The 21994-nt window shown below is 59.1% G+C and carries 18 protein-coding genes; 9 read left to right on the top strand and 9 right to left on the bottom strand.

Going from position 1 to position 21994, the window contains the following annotated elements; all coding sequences use genetic code 11:
- Window positions 1-118: 118 nt before the first annotated feature.
- Together rpsI and rplM are read right to left on the bottom strand one after the other, a co-directional pair.
- A complete protein-coding gene (gene rpsI, locus QCBJ_RS21550; RefSeq protein WP_003171743.1) occupies window positions 119-511 on the bottom strand; it encodes a 30S ribosomal protein S9 in 393 nt (130 codons plus the stop codon).
- Between the two features lie 14 nt (window positions 512-525).
- Entirely contained in the window at window positions 526-954 is a 429-nt protein-coding gene (gene rplM, locus QCBJ_RS21545) for a 50S ribosomal protein L13 (protein ID WP_003188508.1), read from the bottom strand.
- 248 nt (window positions 955-1202) lie between these two features.
- Here rplM and QCBJ_RS21540 point away from each other — a divergent pair, with 248 nt between their 5' ends.
- Window positions 1203-2243: an NADP(H)-dependent aldo-keto reductase gene (locus QCBJ_RS21540; RefSeq protein ID WP_064054751.1), complete on the top strand. Its 1041-nt coding sequence runs from the start codon at window positions 1203-1205 to the stop codon at window positions 2241-2243.
- Window positions 2244-2345: 102 nt separating this feature from the next.
- Here QCBJ_RS21540 and QCBJ_RS21535 read toward each other — a convergent pair whose 3' ends face one another.
- The gene (locus QCBJ_RS21535) at window positions 2346-3482 is read right to left on the bottom strand and encodes an acyl-CoA dehydrogenase family protein (protein ID WP_012722201.1); all 1137 of its coding nucleotides are present in this window, start codon (window positions 3480-3482) and stop codon (window positions 2346-2348) included.
- Between the two features lie 220 nt (window positions 3483-3702).
- Between QCBJ_RS21535 and QCBJ_RS21530 the strand changes: the two genes are divergently transcribed.
- Window positions 3703-4623 (top strand): GlxA family transcriptional regulator, encoded by a 921-nt coding sequence (locus QCBJ_RS21530; protein WP_175538057.1) that lies wholly within the window; start codon window positions 3703-3705, stop codon window positions 4621-4623.
- Between the two features lie 144 nt (window positions 4624-4767).
- Here QCBJ_RS21530 and zapE read toward each other — a convergent pair whose 3' ends face one another.
- From zapE to QCBJ_RS21515, 3 genes are all read right to left on the bottom strand, one after another.
- The gene (gene zapE / locus QCBJ_RS21525; RefSeq protein ID WP_012722199.1) at window positions 4768-5862 is read right to left on the bottom strand and encodes a cell division protein ZapE; all 1095 of its coding nucleotides are present in this window, start codon (window positions 5860-5862) and stop codon (window positions 4768-4770) included.
- 78 nt (window positions 5863-5940) lie between these two features.
- Window positions 5941-7296: a tryptophan--tRNA ligase gene (locus QCBJ_RS21520; protein ID WP_012722198.1), complete on the bottom strand. Its 1356-nt coding sequence runs from the start codon at window positions 7294-7296 to the stop codon at window positions 5941-5943.
- Window positions 7297-7320: 24 nt separating this feature from the next.
- Window positions 7321-7950 carry an alpha/beta hydrolase gene (locus tag QCBJ_RS21515; protein WP_012722197.1) on the bottom strand — a complete coding sequence of 210 codons (630 nt, stop codon included), beginning with the start codon at window positions 7948-7950 and terminating at the stop codon, window positions 7321-7323.
- Window positions 7951-8097: 147 nt separating this feature from the next.
- Between QCBJ_RS21515 and QCBJ_RS21510 the strand changes: the two genes are divergently transcribed.
- Complete coding sequence (locus QCBJ_RS21510; protein WP_003171734.1) at window positions 8098-8535, top strand: YhcB family protein; 438 nt, start codon at window positions 8098-8100, stop codon at window positions 8533-8535.
- A gap of 124 nt (window positions 8536-8659) precedes the next feature.
- Here QCBJ_RS21510 and QCBJ_RS21505 read toward each other — a convergent pair whose 3' ends face one another.
- The 3 genes from QCBJ_RS21505 to QCBJ_RS21495 form a co-directional block, all read right to left on the bottom strand.
- Entirely contained in the window at window positions 8660-10384 is a 1725-nt protein-coding gene (locus QCBJ_RS21505; protein ID WP_064054748.1) for an ABC transporter ATP-binding protein/permease, read from the bottom strand.
- Between the two features lie 97 nt (window positions 10385-10481).
- The gene (locus QCBJ_RS21500; RefSeq protein ID WP_003171731.1) at window positions 10482-11042 is read right to left on the bottom strand and encodes a response regulator transcription factor; all 561 of its coding nucleotides are present in this window, start codon (window positions 11040-11042) and stop codon (window positions 10482-10484) included.
- The gene (locus tag QCBJ_RS21495; protein WP_012722195.1) at window positions 11035-12297 is read right to left on the bottom strand and encodes an ATP-binding protein; all 1263 of its coding nucleotides are present in this window, start codon (window positions 12295-12297) and stop codon (window positions 11035-11037) included. Before QCBJ_RS21495 ends, QCBJ_RS21500 begins: the two co-directional genes overlap by 8 nt.
- A gap of 204 nt (window positions 12298-12501) precedes the next feature.
- On the opposite strand from QCBJ_RS21495, the gene QCBJ_RS21490 reads away from it, so the two are divergent.
- The 6 genes from QCBJ_RS21490 to QCBJ_RS21465 all read left to right on the top strand — a co-directional run bounded on the left by QCBJ_RS21490 (window position 12502) and on the right by QCBJ_RS21465 (window position 21965).
- Complete coding sequence (locus QCBJ_RS21490; RefSeq protein WP_046034315.1) at window positions 12502-13215, top strand: SIMPL domain-containing protein; 714 nt, start codon at window positions 12502-12504, stop codon at window positions 13213-13215.
- Between the two features lie 90 nt (window positions 13216-13305).
- Window positions 13306-14907 (top strand): ABC transporter substrate-binding protein, encoded by a 1602-nt coding sequence (locus QCBJ_RS21485; RefSeq protein WP_093542203.1) that lies wholly within the window; start codon window positions 13306-13308, stop codon window positions 14905-14907.
- A gap of 258 nt (window positions 14908-15165) precedes the next feature.
- The gene (locus QCBJ_RS21480; protein WP_102061580.1) at window positions 15166-16794 is read left to right on the top strand and encodes an ABC transporter substrate-binding protein; all 1629 of its coding nucleotides are present in this window, start codon (window positions 15166-15168) and stop codon (window positions 16792-16794) included.
- Window positions 16795-17098: 304 nt separating this feature from the next.
- Window positions 17099-18703, top strand: coding sequence for an ABC transporter substrate-binding protein (locus QCBJ_RS21475; RefSeq protein ID WP_012722191.1), 1605 nt, complete (start codon window positions 17099-17101; stop codon window positions 18701-18703).
- Window positions 18704-18873: 170 nt separating this feature from the next.
- A complete protein-coding gene (locus QCBJ_RS21470; protein WP_102061579.1) occupies window positions 18874-20289 on the top strand; it encodes an OprD family outer membrane porin in 1416 nt (471 codons plus the stop codon).
- A gap of 80 nt (window positions 20290-20369) precedes the next feature.
- Entirely contained in the window at window positions 20370-21965 is a 1596-nt protein-coding gene (locus QCBJ_RS21465) for an ABC transporter substrate-binding protein (RefSeq protein ID WP_102061578.1), read from the top strand.
- Window positions 21966-21994 lie beyond the last annotated feature (29 nt).

Raw genomic sequence — 21994 nt, 5'->3', positions numbered from 1 at the left:
TATAGGGGGTCTACGGATGTGGCAAGTTGTCACGGCGAAATTTGTGTATAAATCGCAGGCAATAAAAAACGCCCAGCTCCGTGAGGAGGCTGGGCGTTTTTGTGGAACGTAAAGCGAATTAACGCTTCGAGTACTGCGGACGCTTACGCGCTTTACGCAGACCGACTTTCTTACGTTCAACTTCACGGGCATCACGAGTCACGAAGCCAGCTTTGCGCAGAGCGCCACGCAGGGTTTCGTCGTACTGCATCAGAGCGCGAGTGATACCGTGGCGGATTGCGCCAGCTTGACCACTTACACCGCCACCGATAACGGTGACGTAGATGTCGAACTTTTCAACTGTCTCGGTCAGTTCCAGCGGCTGACGAACTACCATGCGGGCAGTTTCGCGGCCGAAGAAGTTGTCCAGAGTGCGGTTGTTGATCGAGATGTTACCAGTGCCCGGACGCAGGAAAACGCGTGCGGTTGCGGTTTTGCGACGGCCAGTGCCGTAATTTTGAGTCGCCGACATAATGAACTATTCCGTTAAAACTTCAGTTCTTGGGGCTGCTGAGCAGCATGAGGGTGTACAGCGCCCGCATAGACTTTCAGCTTGCGAAACATATCGCGACCCAGTGGGCCCTTAGGCAGCATGCCTTTGACCGCGATTTCGATCGGGGCTTCAGGCTTCTTGGCAATCAGGCCTTCGAAATTGGAAGACTTGATACCGCCTGGGAAACCGGAGTGACGGTAGTACATTTTGTCGCTTGCTTTGTTGCCGGTTACACGAACCTGCTCAGCGTTGATGATCACGATGTAGTCACCGGTGTCAACGTGAGGGGTGTACTCAGGCTTGTGCTTGCCACGCAGACGGCTGGCGACTTCAGTGGCCAGACGACCCAGGGTCTGACCAGCGGCGTCGACGACAAACCAGTCGCGCTGAACTGTTTCCGGTTTTGCAGTAAAAGTTGTCATTCTTTAATAGCCTCAGGGGCCGCCCTGTAAATTAGACGGCGGATCTTACTGAATAGTGCGTACTTTGACAAGTCAAAGGCAGCCGGATACAGACGCTATCGGGGGCTCGGGTCGGCGCGTCCGTTCAACGGCAAGATTCTTCGGCAGGCGGCGCATCACTTCCACTGCAGAAAGAGGTGGGCAATTATGCAGATTGCGAAAAAAAATTCAACCTGCTTTTATGATTGTTTTCCCCGAAGGAGTACCCGATGGATTATCGACAGCTGGGCCGCACCGATCTGAACGTGAGCGCGATCGCCTTGGGCACCATGACCTGGGGCGAGCAGAACAGCGAGGCAGAGGCCTTCGCACAGATCGAACGGGCCAAGGCCGCCGGCATCAACTTCCTCGATACCGCGGAAATGTACCCGGTGCCGCCCAAGGCCGACACCTATGCCACCACCGAACGTTATATCGGCAATTACTTCAAAAGCCGTGGCGACCGCGCCGACTGGATCCTCGCCAGCAAGATCGCCGGCCCCGGCAACACCATCGACTACATCCGCGATGGTCACCTGCGCCACAACCGCAAACACATCGTCGAAGCCCTGGATGCCAGCCTCAAACGCCTGCAAACCGACTGGATCGATCTCTACCAGCTGCACTGGCCGGAGCGCAGCACCAACTTTTTCGGTCAACTGAGCTACAAGCACAAGGACGAAGACGACCTCACTCCGCTTGAGGAAACCCTCGAAGCACTGGATGAGCAAGTGAAGGCCGGCAAGATCCGCCACATTGGCCTGTCCAACGAGACCCCGTGGGGCACCATGAAATTCCTGGCCCTGGCCGAAGCCCGTGGCTGGTCACGCGCGGTGTCGATCCAGAACCCCTACAACCTGCTCAACCGCAGTTTTGAAGTGGGCCTGGCGGAAATCGCGATTCGTGAGCAATGCGGCCTGCTGGCGTATTCGCCCCTGGCATTCGGCATGCTCAGCGGCAAGTACGAAGGTGGCGCGCGCCCGGCCAAGGCACGCCTGACCGAGTACAGCCGTTTCAGCCGCTACTTCAACCCGCAGTCGGAGGCGGCGTGCAGCCGTTACGTGGCACTGGCGCGCGAGCACGGCCTGGATCCGGCGCAGATGGCATTGGCGTTTGTGACACAACAGCCGTTCGTGACCAGCAACATTATTGGCGCAACGTCACTGGAGCAACTGGACAGCAACATCGCCAGTGCTGACCTGAAGCTGTCGAAGGAAGTGCTGGAAGGGATTGAGGCGATTCAGAAGGATCATCCGAATCCTGCGCCTTGATTGACCTGTAGACCGCTATCGGGGGCAAGCCCCCTCCCACACTTGGAATGCATGCCAATGTGGGAGGGGGCCTCCGATGACGTACTCAAGACCCGCAAAAAATCAAAGCGCCCGCGCAATAATCTCCTTCATGATTTCATTGGTCCCCGCATAAATCCGCTGCACCCGCGCATCCGCCCACGCCCGCGCAATCGGGTATTCCCACATGAAGCCGTAGCCGCCGTGCAACTGCACGCATTCGTCGAGCACCTTGCACTGCAGGTCCGTGGCCCAGTACTTGGCCATCGCCGCCGTGGGCACGTCCAGCTTGCCCTCCAGGTGCAACGCCATGCACTTGTCCACGAACACCCGACCGATCTGAATCTCGGTGGCCATCTCCGCCAACTTGAAGCGAGTGTTCTGGAAGTCGGCAATCGCCTTGCCGAACGCCTTGCGCTCGCGGGTGTATTCCAGGGTCCACGCCAGCGCCGCCTCGGCTGATGACAACGCGCCGATCGCCACCGTCAGGCGCTCCTGGGGCAACTCCTGCATCAGATAGGCAAACCCCATCCCCGCCTGGCCCAGCAGGTTTTCCTTGGGCACTCGCACATCCTGAAAGAACAGCTCCGAGGTGTCCTGGGCCTTCATACCCACCTTCTCCAGGCGTTTGCCCTTGTCGAAGCCCGGCGTGTCGGCCTCTACCAGGAACAGGCTGGTGCCCTTGGCGCCCGCCTTGGGATCGGTCTTGGCCACCACGATCACCAACTCGGCCAGGTAGCCGTTGGTGATAAACGTCTTGGAGCCATTGATCACATACTCATCGCCGTCCAGCACCGCCGTGGTCTTGACCCCTTGCAGATCGGAACCAGCTCCCGGCTCGGTCATGGCAATGGCCGTGACCATCTCGCCGGAGATCAGCTTGGGCAGGTATTTGTGCTTCAGCGCCTCACTGCCGTAATGCAGGATGTACGGCGCAACAATGTCCGAGTGCAGGGAAAAACCGATGCCGGTCAGGCCCAGCCGGCTGATCTCTTCGATCACCACCGCGCTGTACAGAAAGTCCGCACCGAGCCCGCCATAGGCTTCCGGCAGGTGGGAGCACAACATGCCCGCCTCCCCCGCCTTGCTCCACAGACTGCGGTCGATATAGCCCTGTTTCTCCCATTGCCCGTGGAACGGCGCGGCGTCTTTTTCCAGGAAGGTGCGCACGCTCTCGCGGAAGAGTTCGTGTTCCGGACTGAACAAGGTTCTGGGAATCATGGGTCACCTGCGTGGATTGTCGGACAAAGACGAGCCCACAGAGACTATGCCCCGAAGGCATCACAGGACACTGGACACATGCGACAAAAAATAAGACGATCCAGCCGTCTGGTGACCACTTTCCCCTATAAGAATAAATGAAATTATGTCTAACCAAATCTCCACGCCGTTGCGGCGCGTCAGCATTTTGGCCATTGATCGGGTATTTGCTTCAACCCTCATGCAAGCCAAGGATTTCTTCCACCTCGCCAGCCTGCGCTACGGCAAGCAACAAGGCCTGGGCCTCACCCCGGCATTCGAAACACGCCTGGTCAGCCCCGACGGGCAATCGGTGTGCAGCTTCAGTGATGTAATCATGCCGGTGGATGGCGGCCTGGAAGACGCCGACATCATTGTGTTGCCGGCCTTCTGGGATGACTTCGACGCCTTGTGCACGCGCTACCCGCAGGTGCTGCCGTGGTTGCGCGAGCAGCACGCACGCGGTGCGGTGTTATGCGGCGAAGCCACCGGGGTGTTCTGGCTGGCCGAAGCCGGCCTGCTCGACGGCAAGGAGGCCACGACCTACTGGCGCTTCTTCAACGCCTTCAGCGAACGCTTCCCCAAGGTGCAGCTCAACCAGGACAAGCACCTCACCGACGCCGACAACCTGTATTGCGCCGGCGGCACCACGTCCGCGTGCGACCTCTACATCTACCTGATCGAACGTTTCTGCGGCGCCAACATTGCCCAGGCCGTGGCCCGCGACATTCTCTACGAGGTGCAGCGCAGCTACTCACCTGGACGCATTGGGTTTGGCGGGCAGAAGCTGCATCAGGATGTGATTATCCTGCAGATCCAGCACTGGCTCGAAGAGCACTTCGCCGACAAGTTCCGCTTCGAAGACGTGGCCAGGGAACACGGCATGAGCATCCGCAACTTCATGCGCCGCTTCCAGACCGCCACCGGTGATAAGCCGCTGCACTACTTACAACGCCTGCGCATCGAAACGGCCAAGGGCTTGCTCTCGGGCAGCCGCAAGAGCATCAAGACCATCAGTTATGAGGTGGGGTATGACGATGCGAGCTTCTTTGCGCGGCTGTTCAGGCAGCACACGGAGTTGTCGCCTAACCAGTATCGGCAGCAGTTTCAGCAGGCTGCCTGAAATAAAGGTGGAAAAGGGCGTGTTGTGGTGAGTGGGGCTTGTCCCCCGACGGGTTCACCGCAGACCCAATGGGGCTGCTCCGCAGCCCAGCGCGGGACAAGCCCGCTCACCACAAAAAGCCCCCACATATGATCTGCGTAGTGCTTAGGGCTTGTGTCCACGCGACAGGAACTCGTGGGACTGCATCTCCAGCAAGCGGCTCAACGTGCGCTGGAACTCGAAGTTCAGGCGGCCGCCGGTGTACAGGTCCTTGAGCTCGACTTCCGCCGAGATGATCAGCTTGACGTTACGGTCGTAGAACTCGTCGACCATGTTGATGAAACGTCGCGCGATGTCGTCGGTGGTAACGCTCATCTGCTCCACGCCGCTCAGGATCACTGCGTGGAAGATCTTGCCCAGTTCGATGTAGTCGTTCTGGCTACGCGGGCCGTCGCACAGTTGGCGGAACTCGAACCAGGCCACGTCATCGCAGGTGCGCAGCGCGATGATTTCGCGGTTCTCGATCATCAGCTTGTCGTTTTCCACCGCCTGGGTGCATTCCGGCGTGAGGGCGCGGAAGCTCTTTTTCAGGCTTTCGTGGGCCGCCTCATTCAGCGGAAAGTGGAACAGCTCCGCTTGCTCCAGGTGACGCAGGCGGTAGTCGACGCCGCTGTCGACGTTGACGATCTCGGTGTTCTGCTTGATCAGCGCGATGGCCGGCAGGAAGCGCGCGCGTTGCAGGCCGTCCTTGTACAAGCCGTCGGGTACGATGTTCGAGGTGGCGACCAGGGTCACGCCGTTCTTGAACAGTTCTTCCATCAGGGTGCCGAGGATCATGGCGTCGGTGATGTCGGAGACGAAGAACTCATCGAAGCAGATCACTCGCGCTTCATCGGAGAAACGCTTGGCGATGATGGTCAGCGGGTTTTTCTCGCCCGGCAGGGTCTTCATCTCTTCGTGCACGCGCTTCATGAAGCGGTGGAAGTGCGTGCGCACCTTTTCCTTGAACGGCAGCGCTTCAAAGAAGGTGTCGACCAGGTAAGTCTTGCCGCGGCCGACGCCGCCCCAGAAGTACAAGCCTTTGACCGGCGTGTGGTCTTTCTTGCCAAACAGCTTGCTGAACATGCCTGGCTTGCTCTGCGAGGCCGCGACCAAGTCGTCGTACAGGCGCTGCAAATGACGCACCGCCGTTTCCTGGGCTGCGTCATGGAAGAATTCAGGGCGTTTCAGATCAGCTTGATATCGTTCTAGGGGCGTCATAATTCGTTAGCAAGGCAACAAAAACGGGCCGTCACTGTAACGACGGCCCTGGATAATGGCAATCAACCCTTGGTCGGGTTAATCCTCGAGGGGGGTCAACGCAACGCGCAAGGCTTCGATGGCGGCATCACGGGATGCTTCGTCGGCGAACTCGGCGCTGTCTGCCACGGCGGAACCGTCCAGCCATACGCTGAAGCCCAGGGCCTCAGTGCGTACGTCCAAAGCGTCACCGCTCTGCAGCTGCTTGGTCACCACGCCCGCCGCCTTGCCATCGGCAAAGTGGCGCGACAGCAGCAGTTGCTCACCATCCGCCGCCAGCAGGCGGAAGCGGAAGCTGCCATCGTCTTCGCGAAAGCTCACGAACCGTGCAGCTTTCGCCGCTTTCTTCTTGGCCGCAACCGGCGCCGCAGCCTGGTTGACGAACGAACGCAGGCCCACCGCTTCGCGCAGTTCAGCCAGGAACGGTGCCGCCACGGCACGGGCCTTCTTGGCACCGACCAGCAGCAGGTCTTCCATGTCCGATGGGCGTGACATCAGTTGATGGTAGCGCTCACGGGCTTCGCCCAGTTGGCCATCCAGCAGCTGGAACAGACGGCTTTTCGCCTCGCCCCAACCCAGCCCTTGCAGCAGCTCGGCGCGGAACTCTTCTTCCTGGGCCTTGCTGGCAAACGCCTGGTACAGGGTGAACAGGTGCGAATTGTCTGGGTCCTTGGCTTCGCCAGGCGCGCGGGAGTCGGTAACGATCCGCGAGATGGCGTCCTTCATGTCCTTGGCGCTGGTGAACAACGGGATGGTGTTGTCGTAGCTCTTCGACATCTTGCGGCCATCCAGGCCCGGCAAGGTGGCGACGCTTTCTTCGATCAACGCCTCGGGCATGGTGAAGAATTCTTTGCCGTTGCCGAACAGGTGGTTGAAGCGCTGGCCAATGTCACGGGCCATTTCCACGTGTTGGATCTGGTCGCGACCCACCGGCACTTTGTGCGCGTTGAACATCAGGATGTCCGCCGCCATGAGCACCGGGTAGCTGTACAGGCCCATGGTGATGCCCGCATCCGGGTCTTCGCCGGTTTCCACGTTCTTGTCCACCGAGGCTTTGTAGGCGTGGGCGCGGTTGAGCAGGCCCTTGGCGGCCACGCAGGTCAGCAGCCAGGTCAGCTCGGGGATTTCCGGGATGTCCGACTGCCGATAGAACGTCACCCGGTTCACATCCAGGCCACCGGCCAGCCAGGTCGCGGCGATTTCCATACGCGAGCGCTGGATACGCTGCGGGTCATCGCATTTGATCAGGGCGTGGTAGTCGGCCAGGAAGTAGAACGAGTCGGCATTCGCGTCCTGGCTGGCCAGGATTGCCGGGCGGATCGCACCGGCGTAGTTGCCCAGGTGCGGCGTGCCGGTGGTGGTGATGCCGGTGAGGATACGGGTACGAGTCGTCATGGGTAATCGCTTATCAGACTGCTATCAATTCGAGAGACGCGGCAGCACCAGATCCTTGAGATCGGTCAGCTTGCCGTGAAAAAAGTGTCCGCATTCTGCCACTTTCAGCAGCTCATGGGGGCGTTTCAGGGCGGCGGACCAATCGTAGACCAGTTGCGGGTCGACCACTTCGTCGGTTTCCGGTTGGATCAAGGTCAGTGGGCAGCCTTGGGGAAGTGTGTCGGTATCGCGCAGGCGCATCACCGCAGCGGCGACCATGAACAGGTGCGCGAGTTTTTCACCCTTGGCTTCCAGGCGCCCGCCAAGGCTGGCAGCCACGTAGCCGCCGAAGGAAAACCCAAGCAGGGTGATCGGCAGATCAGGGTGTTTTTCCCGCAGCCACGTGGCGACCGCTTCGGCATCGTCCACTTCACCGGTGCTCATATCGTGCGTGCCGGCACTGGCGCCGACGCCACGGTAATTGAAACGCAAGGTAATCAAACCGGCATCGCGGGCGGTACGTTGCAGGGTCGATACAACTTTATTGAGCATGGTCCCACCCTGCACCGGGTTAGGGTGGCAGATCAGCGCCAGGCCACGTGGCTCGGGGTGATCCAGGTACAGGGCTTCCAATTGGCCTACCGGGCCATCGATCAAAACGGGGGTTTCACGCATGAGCAAGGAATGAACTCCGTGACCTCTCAAAGGGTCGACTCGTCTAGCTAAAAGTCTGTGCATGGCATCATTGCGAGCTTAATCGCGGTATACAGCGCAGGTCCGAGCCGTTAACGTAAAGCAAAGCCGTTTATAGAGGAAGGACTCGTGGAACACTCGCTCTTAGTTTGGTTGTTGCCGACTCTTGCCCTGGTTGCCGGTGTCGCCATTGGATTCCTGGTTGCTCGCTTGCTGCCGAATGCCGCGCCTAACCGCACGCAGCGTCAGCTGGATGACATTCAGGAACGTTTTGACAGTTATCAGAACGAGGTTGTTACCCACTTCAACAGCACCGCGACCCTGGTCAAGAAGCTCACCCAGAGCTACCAGGAAGTACAGGATCACCTCGCCGATGGCGCTAACCGCCTGGCCCTCGACGACATCACCCGTCAGCGTCTGCTGGCCGCGTTGCATTCCGATGCACCGCAAACCCCACGGGAACGCCTGACCCCGCCACGGGAAAACCAGGAGCCACCACGGGACTACGCGCCAAAGACGCCGAACGCCCCAGGTATGCTGGATGAGCATTACGGCTTGAAGAAGTAAGTCCTCTTCAGGCAATTAAAAAGCCCGGTTGATCGATGATCAGCCGGGCTTTTTTATGCACGCTCGCTCTCCAGAACAGGGTAGATCCAGTGTGGGCGTGCTCCCACACTGGCTGCACGCGACCTTAAGCCAGTGGTTGCTCCTGCAACCAGCCACCCTCGATCCGCACATGCCGCCCATGGAAGCGTTTGAGGCTGCTGCGATGACCCACGCTGACGATGCTCAGACCCGGCAGCTCATCAATCAGCGCCTGGTACAGCGTCGCCTCGTCCTCTTCATCCATCGCTGACGTGGCTTCGTCCATATACAGCCATTGCGGTGCGAACAACAACGCGCGGGCAAAGGCCAGGCGTTGCTGCTCACCCGGCGAGAGCATGCGCTGCCAGTGATTGGCTTCATCCAGGCGCCCCACCAGGTGCGGCAGGCGGCAAGTTTCCAGGACCTGTGCATAACGTTCTGCCGAGTAGACGCTGTCGTCCTGTGGATAACTCAACACCGCCTTCAACGTGCCAATCGGCAAGTAGGGCTTCTGTGGCAGGAACAGGTAACGCTTGGCCGGCAGGCGAATGCTGCCGTGACCCGCAGGCCAGAGATGGCCCATGGCGCGCAGCAAGGTACTTTTGCCGCTGCCGGAACGGCCGCTGAGCATGACGCGCTGACCCGGCTCGACGATCATGTTGGCGTCGGTGAGCAGGTGGCGGCCATCGGCCAGGTTCATGCCCAACCCTTGCACCACCAGGCGTTCGCCTTCCGCGTGCACCTCAATGGCGGCCGGGCGTTGCTCGTTTTCATCCATGGCCTGCTGAAAGCTCAAGAGACGGTCGCTGGTCGCCCGCCAACCGGCCAGGTCGGCATAAGCGCTGATAAACCAGCTGAAGTTGCCTTGCACGTTGCCAAACGCCGAGTTGATTTGCATCAGCTCACCCAGCTCGATCTTCCCGGCAAAGTAGCGGGGCGCGGCGACCACAAAGGCAAACACAATCGCAATCTGTTCATAGCCGGCGGTGAAGAATGTCAGGCGCTTGGACACCTTCATGATGTCCCAGAAGTTATGCCAGACCTTGCCGAATCGCGTGCTCAAGCGCTGGTTTTCGTTAGCCTCGCCGTTGTACAAGGCGATGCTCTCGGCATTCTCCCGCACCCGCACCATGGAGAAACGCAGGTCCGCTTCGAAACGTTGTTGTTGGTTGCTCAAGCCGATCAACCGGCGACCGATCAGGTGGGTCAACCAACTGCCCACGCCGGCGTAGACCAATGCACACCAGAACATGTAGCCGGGGATGGTGATACCGAACACGTCAATGCTGCCCGACACGCCCCACAGGATGACGGAAAACGACACCAGGCTGACCACATTGCGCAGCAGCCCAAGACCTAGACTCAGCGTGTTCGAGGTAAAACTATTGAGGTCTTCGGAGATACGTTGGTCCGGGTTATCGGTGTAGCCGCCCTGCTCCAACTGGTAGTAGTTTTTGTTGCCAAGCCAGCGCGCAAAATGCTTTTCGGTGAGCCACGCCCGCCAGCGAATGGTCAGCATCTGAGTCAGGTAAAGGCGGTATACCGCGCCGAGAATAGCCACCGCTGCGATCGCGCAAAAATAGCCGATCTGTTGCCAGAAGGCGGCGGTGTCCTTTTTTTCCAGGGCGTTGTAGAAGTCCTTGTACCAGTGGTTGAGCCATACGGAAATTGCCACGCTGAACAGCGACAGGCCGATCACCGCGGCCAACAGCAACCAGGCTTTGCCCTTCTCTTCACTTCGCCAATAAGGCGTGATCATCGCCCAGGTTCGGCGAAAGAATTGCCCACGCACAGCGTCATTGACCGCGGAGTACTCAGCGTTCGGATTCATCGTTCAGGCTCGTAGGGAAGAAGGCAGGCGTTTGAACCGATCATAGGTGATCGGTTCAGCGTTTCGCGCGGCCTGAAGCAGGTTGTTCAGCTTAGGTTCAGCGTCGTACCGGACGTTTCTGCAGCTTGCGTTGCAGGGTGCGACGGTGCATACCCAAGGCCCGCGCAGTGGCGGAGATATTGCCTTCGTGCTCGGTCAGCACGCGCTGGATGTGCTCCCACTGCAGGCGGTCCACCGACATCGGGTTTTCCGGCACCAGGGTGTCAAGGTCGGCATGTTCGGACAGCAACGCGGCCAGCACGTCGTCGGCATCTGCCGGCTTGCACAGGTAGTTGCAGGCGCCGCGCTTGATCGCTTCGACAGCGGTGGCAATGCTGGAGTAACCGGTGAGGATCACCACGCGCATTTCCGGGTCGAGCTCCAGCAGCTTGGGCAGCAGCACCAGGCCGGAGTCGCCGTCCATTTTCAGGTCGAGCGCGGCGTAGTCCGGCAGATCGGCCTGGGCGATGGTCAGCCCTTCTTCGGCGGAGCCTGCGGTGCTCACGCGAAAACCGCGACGGCTCATGGCGCGCGCCATCACGCGGGTAAAGGTGGCGTCGTCATCTACCAGCAACAGGTGCGGCAGTTCTTCGCCTTCGACTTGGATCTCGTCACTCATCGATATCTCCTCGTGCGACACGGGGCAGGCGCAGCTCGGTGAGCGTGCCGCCTTCCTCATGACTATAGAGTTTTACTGAGCCACCGGCGCGGGTCACGCTGGCCTTGCTCAAAAAAAGACCGAGGCCGAAGCCTTTGCCCTTGGTGGTAAAGAACGGTTTGCCGATCTGTTCGGCAATGGCCAGCGGCACGCCCGCGCCGTGGTCACGAATACTGATGGTGACGTTTTCCAGGTCCCAGTCCAGTTGAACGCCCAGGCCTTCGGGGCAGGCGTCGGCGGCATTGTTCAACAAGTTGAGCAGGGCCTGGGTCAAGTCCGGCGGCGGCGCCATGCGCGGCACGGTGCCTTGCCCTAATAGATGAAAACGGTAACTGGCTTCGGGGCGCATCAGGTGCCAGCGGTTCAGGGCTTCATCGAGCCACTGGGTCACGTCCTGCATCTCCACCGCCAGGCGGCGATTGGCTTCGGCGGCGCGCACCAACTGCTGAAGGGTCTGCTTGCACTGCTTGACCTGCTCACGCAGCACGCCGAGATCTTCTTGCAACGCCGGGTCGTGATGGTCCTGGGTCATTTCGTTGAGCAGCACGCTCATGGTGGCCAAGGGTGTGCCCAGCTCATGGGCGGCGCCGGCGGCCTGGGTGGCAACGGCCAACAACTGCTGGTCGCGCAAGCCTTCTTCACGGCGAATCGCGCGCAGTTCTTCCTGGCGGCGCAGTTCTTCGGCCATGCGGGCAGCGAAGAACGTAATGACCGCAGCGGACAGCGCAAAGCTCAGCCACATCCCGTAGATCTGCAGGTTTTCCCGCGCGATCGGGAACGTTTGCAGCGGATAGAAGCGCGCCAACAGCAAGGTGTACAGCGTCAACGCGATGCCCGACAGCACCACCGAATAGCGCCACGGCAGGGTCACGGCGGCGATGGTCAGTGGCACCAGGTAATAAGAAACAAACGGATTGGTGGAACCACCGGAGAAATACAACAACACACTGTGGATAAACAGGTCGCACGCCAATTGCAGGGCGTATTCCAGCTCGGTCACCGGCCACGTGGTGCGCAACCGGATGGCGGTAAACACACAGAGCACGATGGAGAAACCCAGGGTCACGCCCAATTGCAGCCACGGCAGCGGCAACAGGTCGAACCAATAGGCGAGCCCGACGGAGCCGGCCTGTGCGGCCAGTACCAGGGTACGGATGAACGTCAGGCGCCAGAGGTTCTGGCGGGTGGCGGAAGTCAGTTTTACGGCGGCGAGCATGAGCTCTCCCGATGAGCGCTGCAGGCGGATCGGCAGGAGTATAAACGAAGCAGACCGCCTGGCACGGCGCGTGTGGCTCTTTGCCGCAGCCCGGGCAAATGACCGTTCGTCGGCATCGCCACATGTGTAGGTAATGTGTAAACCCGAAGAACCCACTGCCACCGTCTACAGTCATACCCAACACGCACATCCCAAGGAGCTTCCATGTCTCGTTTCACTCGCAGTGCAGCCGTCATCACGCTCAGCGTCGGCGCCCTGGCCAGCCTTCCAGCCCTGGCCGCCGATGAGCTGCATTACAACCAGATTTCCCTGCGCGCCGAGGTCAGCCAGGAGGTGGCCCGCGACAAGATGATCGTGACCCTCTACACCGAATCGCAGAACAGCGACCCGGCCAAGCTTGCCGCCGAAATCACCAATACCCTGAACAAGGCCCTCGGTGAGGCCCGCGAAGTCAAAGGCGTGACACTGCGCCAGGGCAGCCGTAACAGCTATCCGATCTACGACAACAAGAACCAGAAGATCACCGGCTGGCGTGAACGCGCCGAACTGCGCCTGGAAAGCGCAGACTTCCCGGCGCTGTCCAAACTCACCGGCGAACTGTTGAATAGCCTGAAAATGGAAAACATGGACTTCGCCATCGCCGACGCCACGCGCAAGTCCAGCGAAGATGCACTGCTCAAGGACGCAGTCGCCGCGTTTAAAGCACGCGCGCAACTGGCCACCGATGCGTTGGGCGGCAAGGGTTACAAGATCGTGAACCTGAACTTCAACACCAACGGCTACCCGATGCCTTACGCCCGTGGCGGCATGATGATGAAAGCAGCCATGGCGGATTCGGCACCGACGCCTGAAGTCGAGGCCGGCACCAGCCAGGTAAGCATGAGCGCCGATGGCGTGATCGAAGTGCAGATGCAGTGACCCCTACCTGATTGGCCTGAACGGCGTTACCCTCGGTAGCGCCGTTTTCGTTTGGGCAGCTTATATATGCCTGCCATTTCAGGGGTCTCCATGGAAAGAATTGCCTTAAAACCGCTCATCCTCGCCGCAGGCCTGCTGGCCTTTATGCCACTGGCCCAAGCGGCCAGCACCCTGGTCTACTGCTCCGAAGCCAGCCCCGCCGGTTTCGACCCCAGCCAGTACACCAGCGGCACCGACTTTGACGCTTCCGCCGAAACCGTGTTCAACCGCCTGACCCAGTTCAAGCGCGGCGGCACCGAAGTCGAACCTGGCCTGGCGACCAGTTGGGATATCTCCAAAGACGGCCTGACCTACACCTTCCACCTGCGGGATGGCGTCAAGTTCCACACCACTGATTTCTTCACCCCTACCCGCGACTTCAACGCGGATGATGTGCTGTTTACCTTCAACCGCCTGCTGGATGCCGATAGCCCGTTCCGCAAGGCCTACCCGTCCGAGTCGCCGTACTTCACCGACATGGGGTTGAACACCACGATCAAAAACGTCGAAAAACTCGACGAACACACCGTGCGTTTCAACCTGAACAACGTCGACGCTTCGTTCGTGCAGAACCTGGCCATGAGCTTTGCCTCGGTGCAGTCCGCCGAATACGCCGCCCAACTGCTCAAGCAAGGCAACGCTTCCGACATCAATCAAAAACCGGTGGGCACCGGCCCGTTTGTGTTCAAGCGTTACCAGAAGGACTCGCAGATCCGCTACGTGGCCAACAAGCAATATTGGAAACCCGAGGATGTGAAGCTCGACAACTTGGTGTTCGCCATCACCCCGGATGCCGCGTCGCGCCTGCAGAAGCTCAAGGCCGGCGAATGCCAGGTCAGCGGTTACCCGCGCCCTGCCGACATTGAAGTGATGAAACAAGACCCGAACTTGCGCGTGCTGCAGCAAGCCGGGTTCAACCTGGGCTTCCTGGCCTACAACGTGACCCACCCGCCGCTGGACCAGCTCAAGGTGCGCCAGGCGCTGGACATGGCCATCGATAAGCCGGCGATCATCAAGGCGGTGTACCAGAGCGCCGGGCAATTGGCGCAGAACGCGCTGCCGCCTGCGCAGTGGTCTTATGACCCCAGTATCAAGGACGCGCCCCACGACCCGGCAAAGGCCAAGGCGCTACTAAAAGAAGCAGGGGTTGCACCAGGTACCACCATCAACTTGTGGGCGATGACCGTACAGCGTGCTTCCAACCCGAACGCGCGGATGTCGGCACAAATGATCCAGCAGGATTGGGCAAAGATCGGCATCAAGGCCAACATCGTCAGCTATGAGTGGGGCGAATACATCAAGCGCGCCAAAAACGGCGAGCATGACGCGATGATTTATGGCTGGACTGGCGACAACGGCGACCCGGATAACTGGCTCGGCGTGCTCTACAGTTGTGCCGCGGTCAAGGGCAGCAACTACGCCAAATGGTGTAACCCGGCCTACGACAAACTGGTGCAGCAAGCCAAAGTCAGCAACGACCGCGAGCAGCGCATCAAGTGGTATCAACAGGCACAAAAAATCCTTAAGGAACAAGTACCTATAACGCCTATTGCGAACTCGACGGTTTTCCAACCGCTGCGCAAGGAAGTCCAGGACTTCAAGATCAGCCCTTTCGGGCTGACGCCGTTCTATGGCGTGAGTCTAGATAAGTAACAGCCGTGCGCCAACCGAGTGCGCCAGACGCCTCGGTTGGTCTTTTTTGGTGCAGCTCACGCACCGAAAAAACCCTCAAAATATGCGCAAATATGTACAAACTTTCATAATTGCGACATTCCTGTACGTTCGTACCACTGTTTCACCCTTGCAACGGTTCAGCATCTTGCAATGGGTATGGCGCCTGCATAAGTATCCGCAGGCCGACTCACGAGGTCGCCCTCACCACCAAAAATGACAACAAATCATGAGGCCAACATGCTTAAACACGCAGTCCTTCCGTTATTAGTGAGCGCTGGCCTTATGGCCGCCGCCCCCGTAGCCCTTGCGGCAACTAACCTGGTGTTCTGCTCCGAAGGGAGCCCGGCCGGTTTCGACCCAGGCCAGTACACCACCGGAACAGACTTCGATGCCTCGGCCGAAACCATGTTCAACCGCCTGACCCAGTTCGAACGCGGCGGCACCGCTGTGATTCCTGGGCTGGCCACCAGCTGGGACGTGTCCCCGGATGGCTTGACCTACACCTTCCACCTGCGTGATGGCGTCAAGTTCCACACCACCGCGTACTTCAAGCCGACCCGTACCTTCAATGCCGATGACGTGCTGTTCACGTTCAACCGCATGATCAACAAGGACGATCCGTTCCGCAAAGCCTACCCCACCGAGTTCCCGTACTTCACGGACATGGGGATGGACACCAACATCAAGAACATCGAGAAAGTCGATGAGCACACGGTCAAGTTCACCCTTGGCACTGTGGACGCCGCCTTTATCCAGAACCTGGCAATGAGCTTCGCGTCGATCCAGTCGGCTGAATACGCCGCCCAACTGTTGAAAGAAGGCAAGGCCTCGGACATCAACCAGAAACCGGTCGGTACTGGCCCGTTCGTGTTCAAGAGCTACCAGAAAGACTCGAACATCCGTTACACCGGCAACAAGGACTACTGGAAACCTGAAGACGTCAAGATCGATAACCTGATCTTCGCCATCACCACCGACCCGTCGGTGCGTATCCAGAAGCTGAAGAAAAACGAATGCCAGATCACCCTGTTCCCGCGTCCGGCCGACCTCAAGGCGCTGGAAGCCGACAAGGACCTGAAACTGCCGAACCAGGCCGGTTTCAACCTGGGCTACATCGCCTACAACGTCATGGACAAGATCAAGGGCAGCGACCAGCCCAACCCGCTGGCTGACCTGCGCGTGCGCCAGGCGCTGGACATGTCGGTGAACAAGCAACAGATCATCGACTCCGTGTACCAGGGCGCCGGTCAACTGGCCGTCAACGCCATGCCGCCGACCCAATGGTCGTATGACACCACCATCAAGGACGCCAAGTACGATCCTGAGAAAGCCAAGGCACTGCTCAAGGAAGCCGGCGTCAAGGAAGGGACCGAAATCGTTCTGTGGGCCATGCCGGTTCAGCGTCCGTACAACCCGAACGCCAAGCTGATGGCTGAAATGCTGCAAAACGACTGGAAGAAGATCGGTCTGAACGTGAAAATCACCAGCTACGAGTGGGGCGAGTACATCAAGCGCTCCAAAGGTGGCGAGAACCAGGCCATGATCATTGGCTGGAGCGGTGACAATGGTGACCCGGACAACTGGCTGAACGTGCTGTTCGGCTGCGACTCGCTGTCCGGTAACAACTTCTCCAAATGGTGCGACAAGAAATTCGACGGCATCGTGAAAGAAGCCAAGGCCACATCGGATGTCGCCAAACGCACCGAGCTGTATAAGCAGGCGCAACATATCCTCAAAGATGCAGTCCCGATGACACCTATCGCGCACTCGACGGTGTATCAACCCATGCGCAACTCCGTGCAGGACTTCAAGATCAGCCCGTTTGGCTTGAACTCCTTCTACGGCGTGAGCGTAAGCGGCAAGTAAGAAGCCTTGACGGCGACGTTTCATAACGTCGCCGTTATTGCATCCGCCTGGCCTGTAGGCAACAGGCCGTGCTCGCAATCGTTGCGTCCTACAGCAATGAACTGCGAAGCGCGACGCCGTTGCCTACAAGGTCAATCCGATTTGGCGCATTTACTGCGAAGTCCGAGACCCATAACGTCGTAGGACAGCAGAGGCTGCTAACACGGAAAGGCACTTGCTGCGTGTGGGATCAGTGATGTTCCCCTGGCCGTACGCCAGGGGGGTTGCTCGCTGATGACAATTACAAACAAGGATCGGGATCGTCATGCGCCATACCACCGTTCTATCCGCAATTTTTGGCACCAGCCTGTTGGCTGCGGCCACGATGGGCTATGCCGCCGACAAAAAGAGCCTGGTGTTCTGCTCGGAAGGCAGTCCGGCAGGCTTTGACACTGCGCAATACACCACCGCCACCGATAACGATGCGGCCGAACCGCTGTACAACCGCCTGGTTGAGTTTGAAAAGGGCGAGACCGGTGTCGTACCTGCGCTGGCAACCAAGTGGGATATTTCGCCAGATGGCCTGACCTACACCTTTCACCTGCGCGAAGGGGTGAAATTCCACAGCAACAAGGAATTCAAACCGACGCGGGACTTCAACGCCGACGACGTGCTGTTCACCTTCAACCGCATGCTTGACGCCGACCATCCGTTTCGCAAGGCCTACCCCACCGAGTTTCCGTACTTCAACGGGATGAGCCTGAACAAGAACATTGCCAAGGTCGAGAAAACCGACCCGCACACCGTGGTGATGACCCTCAACACGGTCGACGCCGCGTTTATCCAGAACATCGCCATGAGCTTCGCCGCGATCCTCTCGGCCGAATATGCCGAGCAACTGCTCAAGACCGGCAAGCCCAGCGACATCAACCAGAAGCCCATCGGCACCGGCCCTTTCGTGTTCCAGCGGTACCAGAAAGATTCGCAGATCCGGTACGTGGCCAACAAACAGTACTGGGACCCGAGCAAGGTCAAGCTGGACCAGTTGATCTTCGCCATCAACACCGACGCGTCGGTGCGGGTGCAAAAGCTCAAGGCGGGCGAATGCCAGGTGACGCTGCATCCGCGCCCGGCTGACGTCGACGCCCTCAAGGCCGACCCAAACCTGCAACTGCTGACCAAGCCGGGTTTCAACCTCGGCTATATCGCCTACAACGTGCGCCACAAGCCGTTCGACCAGCTCGAAGTGCGCCAGGCGCTGGACATGGCGGTGAACAAGCAGAGCATTCTGAACGCCGTGTACCAGGGCGCAGGGCAACTGGCGGTCAACGCCATGCCGCCGACGCAGTGGTCCTACGACGACAGTATCCAGGACGCCGCCTACAACCCGGAAAAGGCCAAGGAACTGCTCAAGGCCGCCGGCGTGAAGGAAGGCACCGAAATCACCCTATGGGCGATGCCGGTACAACGCCCGTACAACCCCAATGCCAAGCTGATGGCCGAGATGCTGCAAAGCGACTGGGCCAAGATCGGCCTCAAGGTCAAGATCGTCAGCTACGAGTGGGGCGAATACATCAAGCGCACCAAGAACGGTGAGCACGATGTGAGCCTGATCGGCTGGACCGGCGACAACGGTGACCCGGACAACTGGCTGGGCACCCTCTACAGCTGCGACGCCATCGGCGGGAACAACTACTCCATGTGGTGTGACCCGGCGTACGACAAGCTGATCAAGCAAGCCAAGGTCGTGACCGACCGCGAACAAAGGACTGTTCTCTACAAACAGGCGCAGCAACTGCTCAAGCAGCAGGTGCCGATCACGCCAGTCGCCCACTCGACGGTCAACCAGCCGTTAAGCGCCAAAGTCGAAGGTTTCAAGGTCAGCCCCTTCGGCCGCAACGTGTTCTCGGGCGTCAGTATCACCCCATAAGAAAATAACCGGATTGCGCAAGGCGGCCTCCGCCTTGCTGCAAACGCGCGGCCTTTTGTTGGGATTTTTCCTACGCCAAACGTTTGCATGAGCTTGAACGAGTTACACACCCAATAGCCGGATCACCAAAAAAGACCGGCATTAAAAAGAGAACCAAAGGAGCTTCATTCATGAAACTGAGCAGCAAAGCGCTTCTGGCCCTGGCCATCAGCACCATCACGGCTACCGCCTACGCTGAAACCACCAGCCAGGACTTCGTTCCGACCACCCTGGCCGGCACCAGCGCGCAAAGCGAGGCCAAAGGCTTTATCGACGGTCAAAGCCTGGGCGGTACCACGCGTAACTGGTACTCCAACGAGATGAAGTTTCGTGGTCAGAAGTTTGGCTACTACAAAACTGAAGCCGATAAAGCCAATGATGTAACTACCCGGGTTTCTCGCCGCTACAACTGGGCCCAAGGCACCATCCTCAACTACACCTCGGGCTTCACCCAAGGCACAGTTGGCGTGAGTACCGAAGTTGCCGCTTACAACTACATCGCGCTTGACCGGGACCAAAAAGACATCGCTGGCGGCTCCAACCGTACCCTGGCTCACTCCTTCGGTGACGCAGTAGGCCAGTGGAGCAAGCTGGGCCTGGCTAACGTCAAGTTCCGCGTATCGAACACCACCTTGACCGCCGGTCGCCAGAACTTCAGCAGCGGAATCGTCGACACCATCGGCAACCGCGCCCTGCCTTCGAGCTTCGAAGGTGTGAGCTTCAACAGCGAAGAGTTCAGCAACCTGTCGTTCCAGGGCGGCATCTTCGACCGCGTTTCGCCGCGTACCGAGCAGAGCCTGTCGAAATTCCGTTCCGAATACGGCAATGGCCAGGAAACCGACAAGGTCAAAACCCTGGGCTTCAACTACCAGCCGTTCAAGAGCCTGAAAACCAGCGTGTTCGCCGCTAACGTCGAAGACTTCTGGAACCAGTACTACTTCGGCGCTACCCATGAACTGGGTGATGCACAGACCCTGGCACTGACCACCGGCCTGAACTACTACAAAACCACTGACACCGGCAGCAAGAAGATGGGCAACATCGACAACGACACCTACTCGTTGTCCCTGGGCCTGACTCACCAAGCCCACAGCCTGACTTTCTCGTACCAGGAAGTGAACGGTGACGAGTACTTCGACTACCTGCACGAAACCAACGGCATCTACCTGGCCAACTCCCTGACTTCGGACTTCAACAGCCCGAACGAGAAGTCCTTCCAGATCGCCTACGGCATCAACATGGCCGAATACGGCGTGCCAGGCCTGAAGTTCAACGTCTACTCGGCTCGCGGTTGGGGCATCGACGGTACTCACTACAAAGGCACCGCCTACGGCGAAGCCGGCGCGTCGCGCAGCGACCTGCGCCTGATGGACGGCGAGAAGCACCAGGAATACGGTGTTGGCTCGTCCTACGCGATCCAGAGCGGCCCACTCAAGGCCACTACCATTCGTGCAACCTACGTGACTCACCGTGCCAGCTCCGAACAAGCTGACGGCAACATCAAAGAGTTCCGCCTGGTCACCACCATCCCATTCAACATTCTTTAATTAGCGCCAGGTAGACGGCGGGCTCAGGACGAGCCCGCCGTCTACGCTTGTCTGGTCCCATCGATTGCAGAGGGCTCTGAATGAAAATGCTCCCGCTACAAGCCGCTATGGCTGCCGCGCTGTTGAGCGTGGCGATCGGCGTTTCGGCCAAACCGCTGGTGGTCTGCACCGAAGCCAGCCCGGAAGGTTTCGACCCGGTCCTGTACACCACGGCCGTGACCGCTGACGCCGCTGCTGAAACCATGTTCAACCGCCTGGTGGACTTCAAGCCCGGCACCACTGAAATCGTTCCCGCGCTCGCCAAGACCTGGGAAATCAGTGACGACGGCCTGACCTATACGTTCCACCTGCGCGATGACGTCAAGTTCCACACGACCGACTACTTCAAACCCACGCGCAACTTGAATGCCGATGACGTGCTCTGGAGCTTCCAGCGCCAGTTGGACCCGAAACACCCTTGGCATAACAAATCCGCCACGGGTTTCCCCTATTTTGAAAGCATGGGCTTCAAGGAACTGCTCAAAAGTGTCGAGAAGACTGATGACCACACGGTGGTCTTCACCCTGACGCGCCCTGAGGCACCGTTCCTGGCCGATGTCGCGATGCCGTTTACCGCCATCCACTCCGCTGAATACGCCGACAAACTACTCGCCGCCGGTAAGACCGATGAGCTCAACAGCAAGCCGATCGGTACCGGCCCGTTCATCTTCATCCGCTACCAGAAAGATGCCCAGGTACGCTTCAAGGCCAACCCGGAGTACTTCCGTGGCAAGCCGCCGGCCGATCCGTTGATCCTGGCCATCGCCGTCGACAACAACGTGCGCCTGCAGAAGCTCAAAGCCAACGAATGCCAGGTCGCGCTATATCCCAAGCCCGATGACCTGCCCAGCATCAAGAAAGACCCGAACCTGAAGGTCGATGAACTGGCGGCGATGACCACCGCCTACACCGCACTGAACACCACCCACAAGTACATGAGCGACGCGCGGGTGCGTCATGCGATCAACATCGCGTTCGACAAAAAAGGCTACAACGAATCGCTGTACGGCAAAGGCAACGCTGTCGATGCCACCGGCCCGTTTCCACCCACGCTGCTGGGATTCAACGACAAGTTGAAAAACCCACCTCGCGACCTCGACAAGGCCCGCGCCCTGCTCAAGGAAGCCGGCGTACCGGAAGGCACCGAGTTCACCCTGTTCACCCGTAACGGCGGCGGCCCGACCAACCCTAACCCTATGCTCGGCGCACAGCGCATGCAGGCGGATCTGGCGCAGATTGGCCTGAAGGTGAATATCAAGGTCATGGAATGGGGCGAAATGCTCAAGCGCGCCAAAGCCGGCGAGCACGACATGGTTTCTGCCGGTTGGGCGGGGGATAACGGTGACCCGGATAACTTCCTTACGCCAAACCTGAGTTGCGATGCAGCGAAAAACGGCGAAAACTACGCGCGCTGGTGTAACAAAGAGTTTCAAGACTTGATCGACAAGGCGCGCGCTGTCGCTGAACCCGCACAACGCGCTGCACTCTATGAACAAGCAATGGACGTTTTCGACAAGGACCAACCATGGATTCCCATGGCTTACCCGAAAATGTTCACCGCCATGCGCAAGAACGTGGAGGGTTATACCCAAAGCCCTCTGACGAACAATAACTTCGCCACTACCCAGGTGAAGTAATAAGAGAAACGCTCGGCACCGCCCACCAG

The sequence above is a fragment of the Pseudomonas sp. QC2 genome (genome assembly GCF_002859085.1).
In the GTDB taxonomy this organism is placed as follows: Bacteria; Pseudomonadota; Gammaproteobacteria; order Pseudomonadales; family Pseudomonadaceae; genus Aquipseudomonas; species Aquipseudomonas petroselini.
Note: the sequence above shows the minus strand (reverse complement) of the source record. Positions and strands in the feature narration are given on the sequence as shown.

What these genes read in the sequence shown, in the direction of transcription:
- rplM (WP_003188508.1), bottom strand. Translation starts at nt 954, where the DNA reads ATGACAACTTTTACTGCAAAACCGGAAACAGTTCAGCGCGACTGGTTT.
- zapE (WP_012722199.1), bottom strand. Translation starts at nt 5,862, where the DNA reads ATGACGCCCCTAGAACGATATCAAGCTGATCTGAAACGCCCTGAATTC.
- QCBJ_RS21470 (WP_102061579.1), top strand. Translation starts at nt 18,874, where the DNA reads ATGAAACTGAGCAGCAAAGCGCTTCTGGCCCTGGCCATCAGCACCATC.
- QCBJ_RS21495 (WP_012722195.1), bottom strand. Translation starts at nt 12,297, where the DNA reads ATGCTCGCCGCCGTAAAACTGACTTCCGCCACCCGCCAGAACCTCTGG.
- QCBJ_RS21500 (WP_003171731.1), bottom strand. Translation starts at nt 11,042, where the DNA reads ATGAGTGACGAGATCCAAGTCGAAGGCGAAGAACTGCCGCACCTGTTG.
- QCBJ_RS21480 (WP_102061580.1), top strand. Translation starts at nt 15,166, where the DNA reads ATGCTTAAACACGCAGTCCTTCCGTTATTAGTGAGCGCTGGCCTTATG.
- QCBJ_RS21490 (WP_046034315.1), top strand. Translation starts at nt 12,502, where the DNA reads ATGTCTCGTTTCACTCGCAGTGCAGCCGTCATCACGCTCAGCGTCGGC.
- QCBJ_RS21540 (WP_064054751.1), top strand. Translation starts at nt 1,203, where the DNA reads ATGGATTATCGACAGCTGGGCCGCACCGATCTGAACGTGAGCGCGATC.
- QCBJ_RS21520 (WP_012722198.1), bottom strand. Translation starts at nt 7,296, where the DNA reads ATGACGACTCGTACCCGTATCCTCACCGGCATCACCACCACCGGCACG.
- QCBJ_RS21515 (WP_012722197.1), bottom strand. Translation starts at nt 7,950, where the DNA reads ATGCGTGAAACCCCCGTTTTGATCGATGGCCCGGTAGGCCAATTGGAA.
- QCBJ_RS21505 (WP_064054748.1), bottom strand. Translation starts at nt 10,384, where the DNA reads ATGAATCCGAACGCTGAGTACTCCGCGGTCAATGACGCTGTGCGTGGG.
- QCBJ_RS21530 (WP_175538057.1), top strand. Translation starts at nt 3,703, where the DNA reads ATGCAAGCCAAGGATTTCTTCCACCTCGCCAGCCTGCGCTACGGCAAG.
- QCBJ_RS21465 (WP_102061578.1), top strand. Translation starts at nt 20,370, where the DNA reads ATGAAAATGCTCCCGCTACAAGCCGCTATGGCTGCCGCGCTGTTGAGC.
- rpsI (WP_003171743.1), bottom strand. Translation starts at nt 511, where the DNA reads ATGTCGGCGACTCAAAATTACGGCACTGGCCGTCGCAAAACCGCAACC.
- QCBJ_RS21475 (WP_012722191.1), top strand. Translation starts at nt 17,099, where the DNA reads ATGCGCCATACCACCGTTCTATCCGCAATTTTTGGCACCAGCCTGTTG.
- QCBJ_RS21485 (WP_093542203.1), top strand. Translation starts at nt 13,306, where the DNA reads ATGGAAAGAATTGCCTTAAAACCGCTCATCCTCGCCGCAGGCCTGCTG.
- QCBJ_RS21535 (WP_012722201.1), bottom strand. Translation starts at nt 3,482, where the DNA reads ATGATTCCCAGAACCTTGTTCAGTCCGGAACACGAACTCTTCCGCGAG.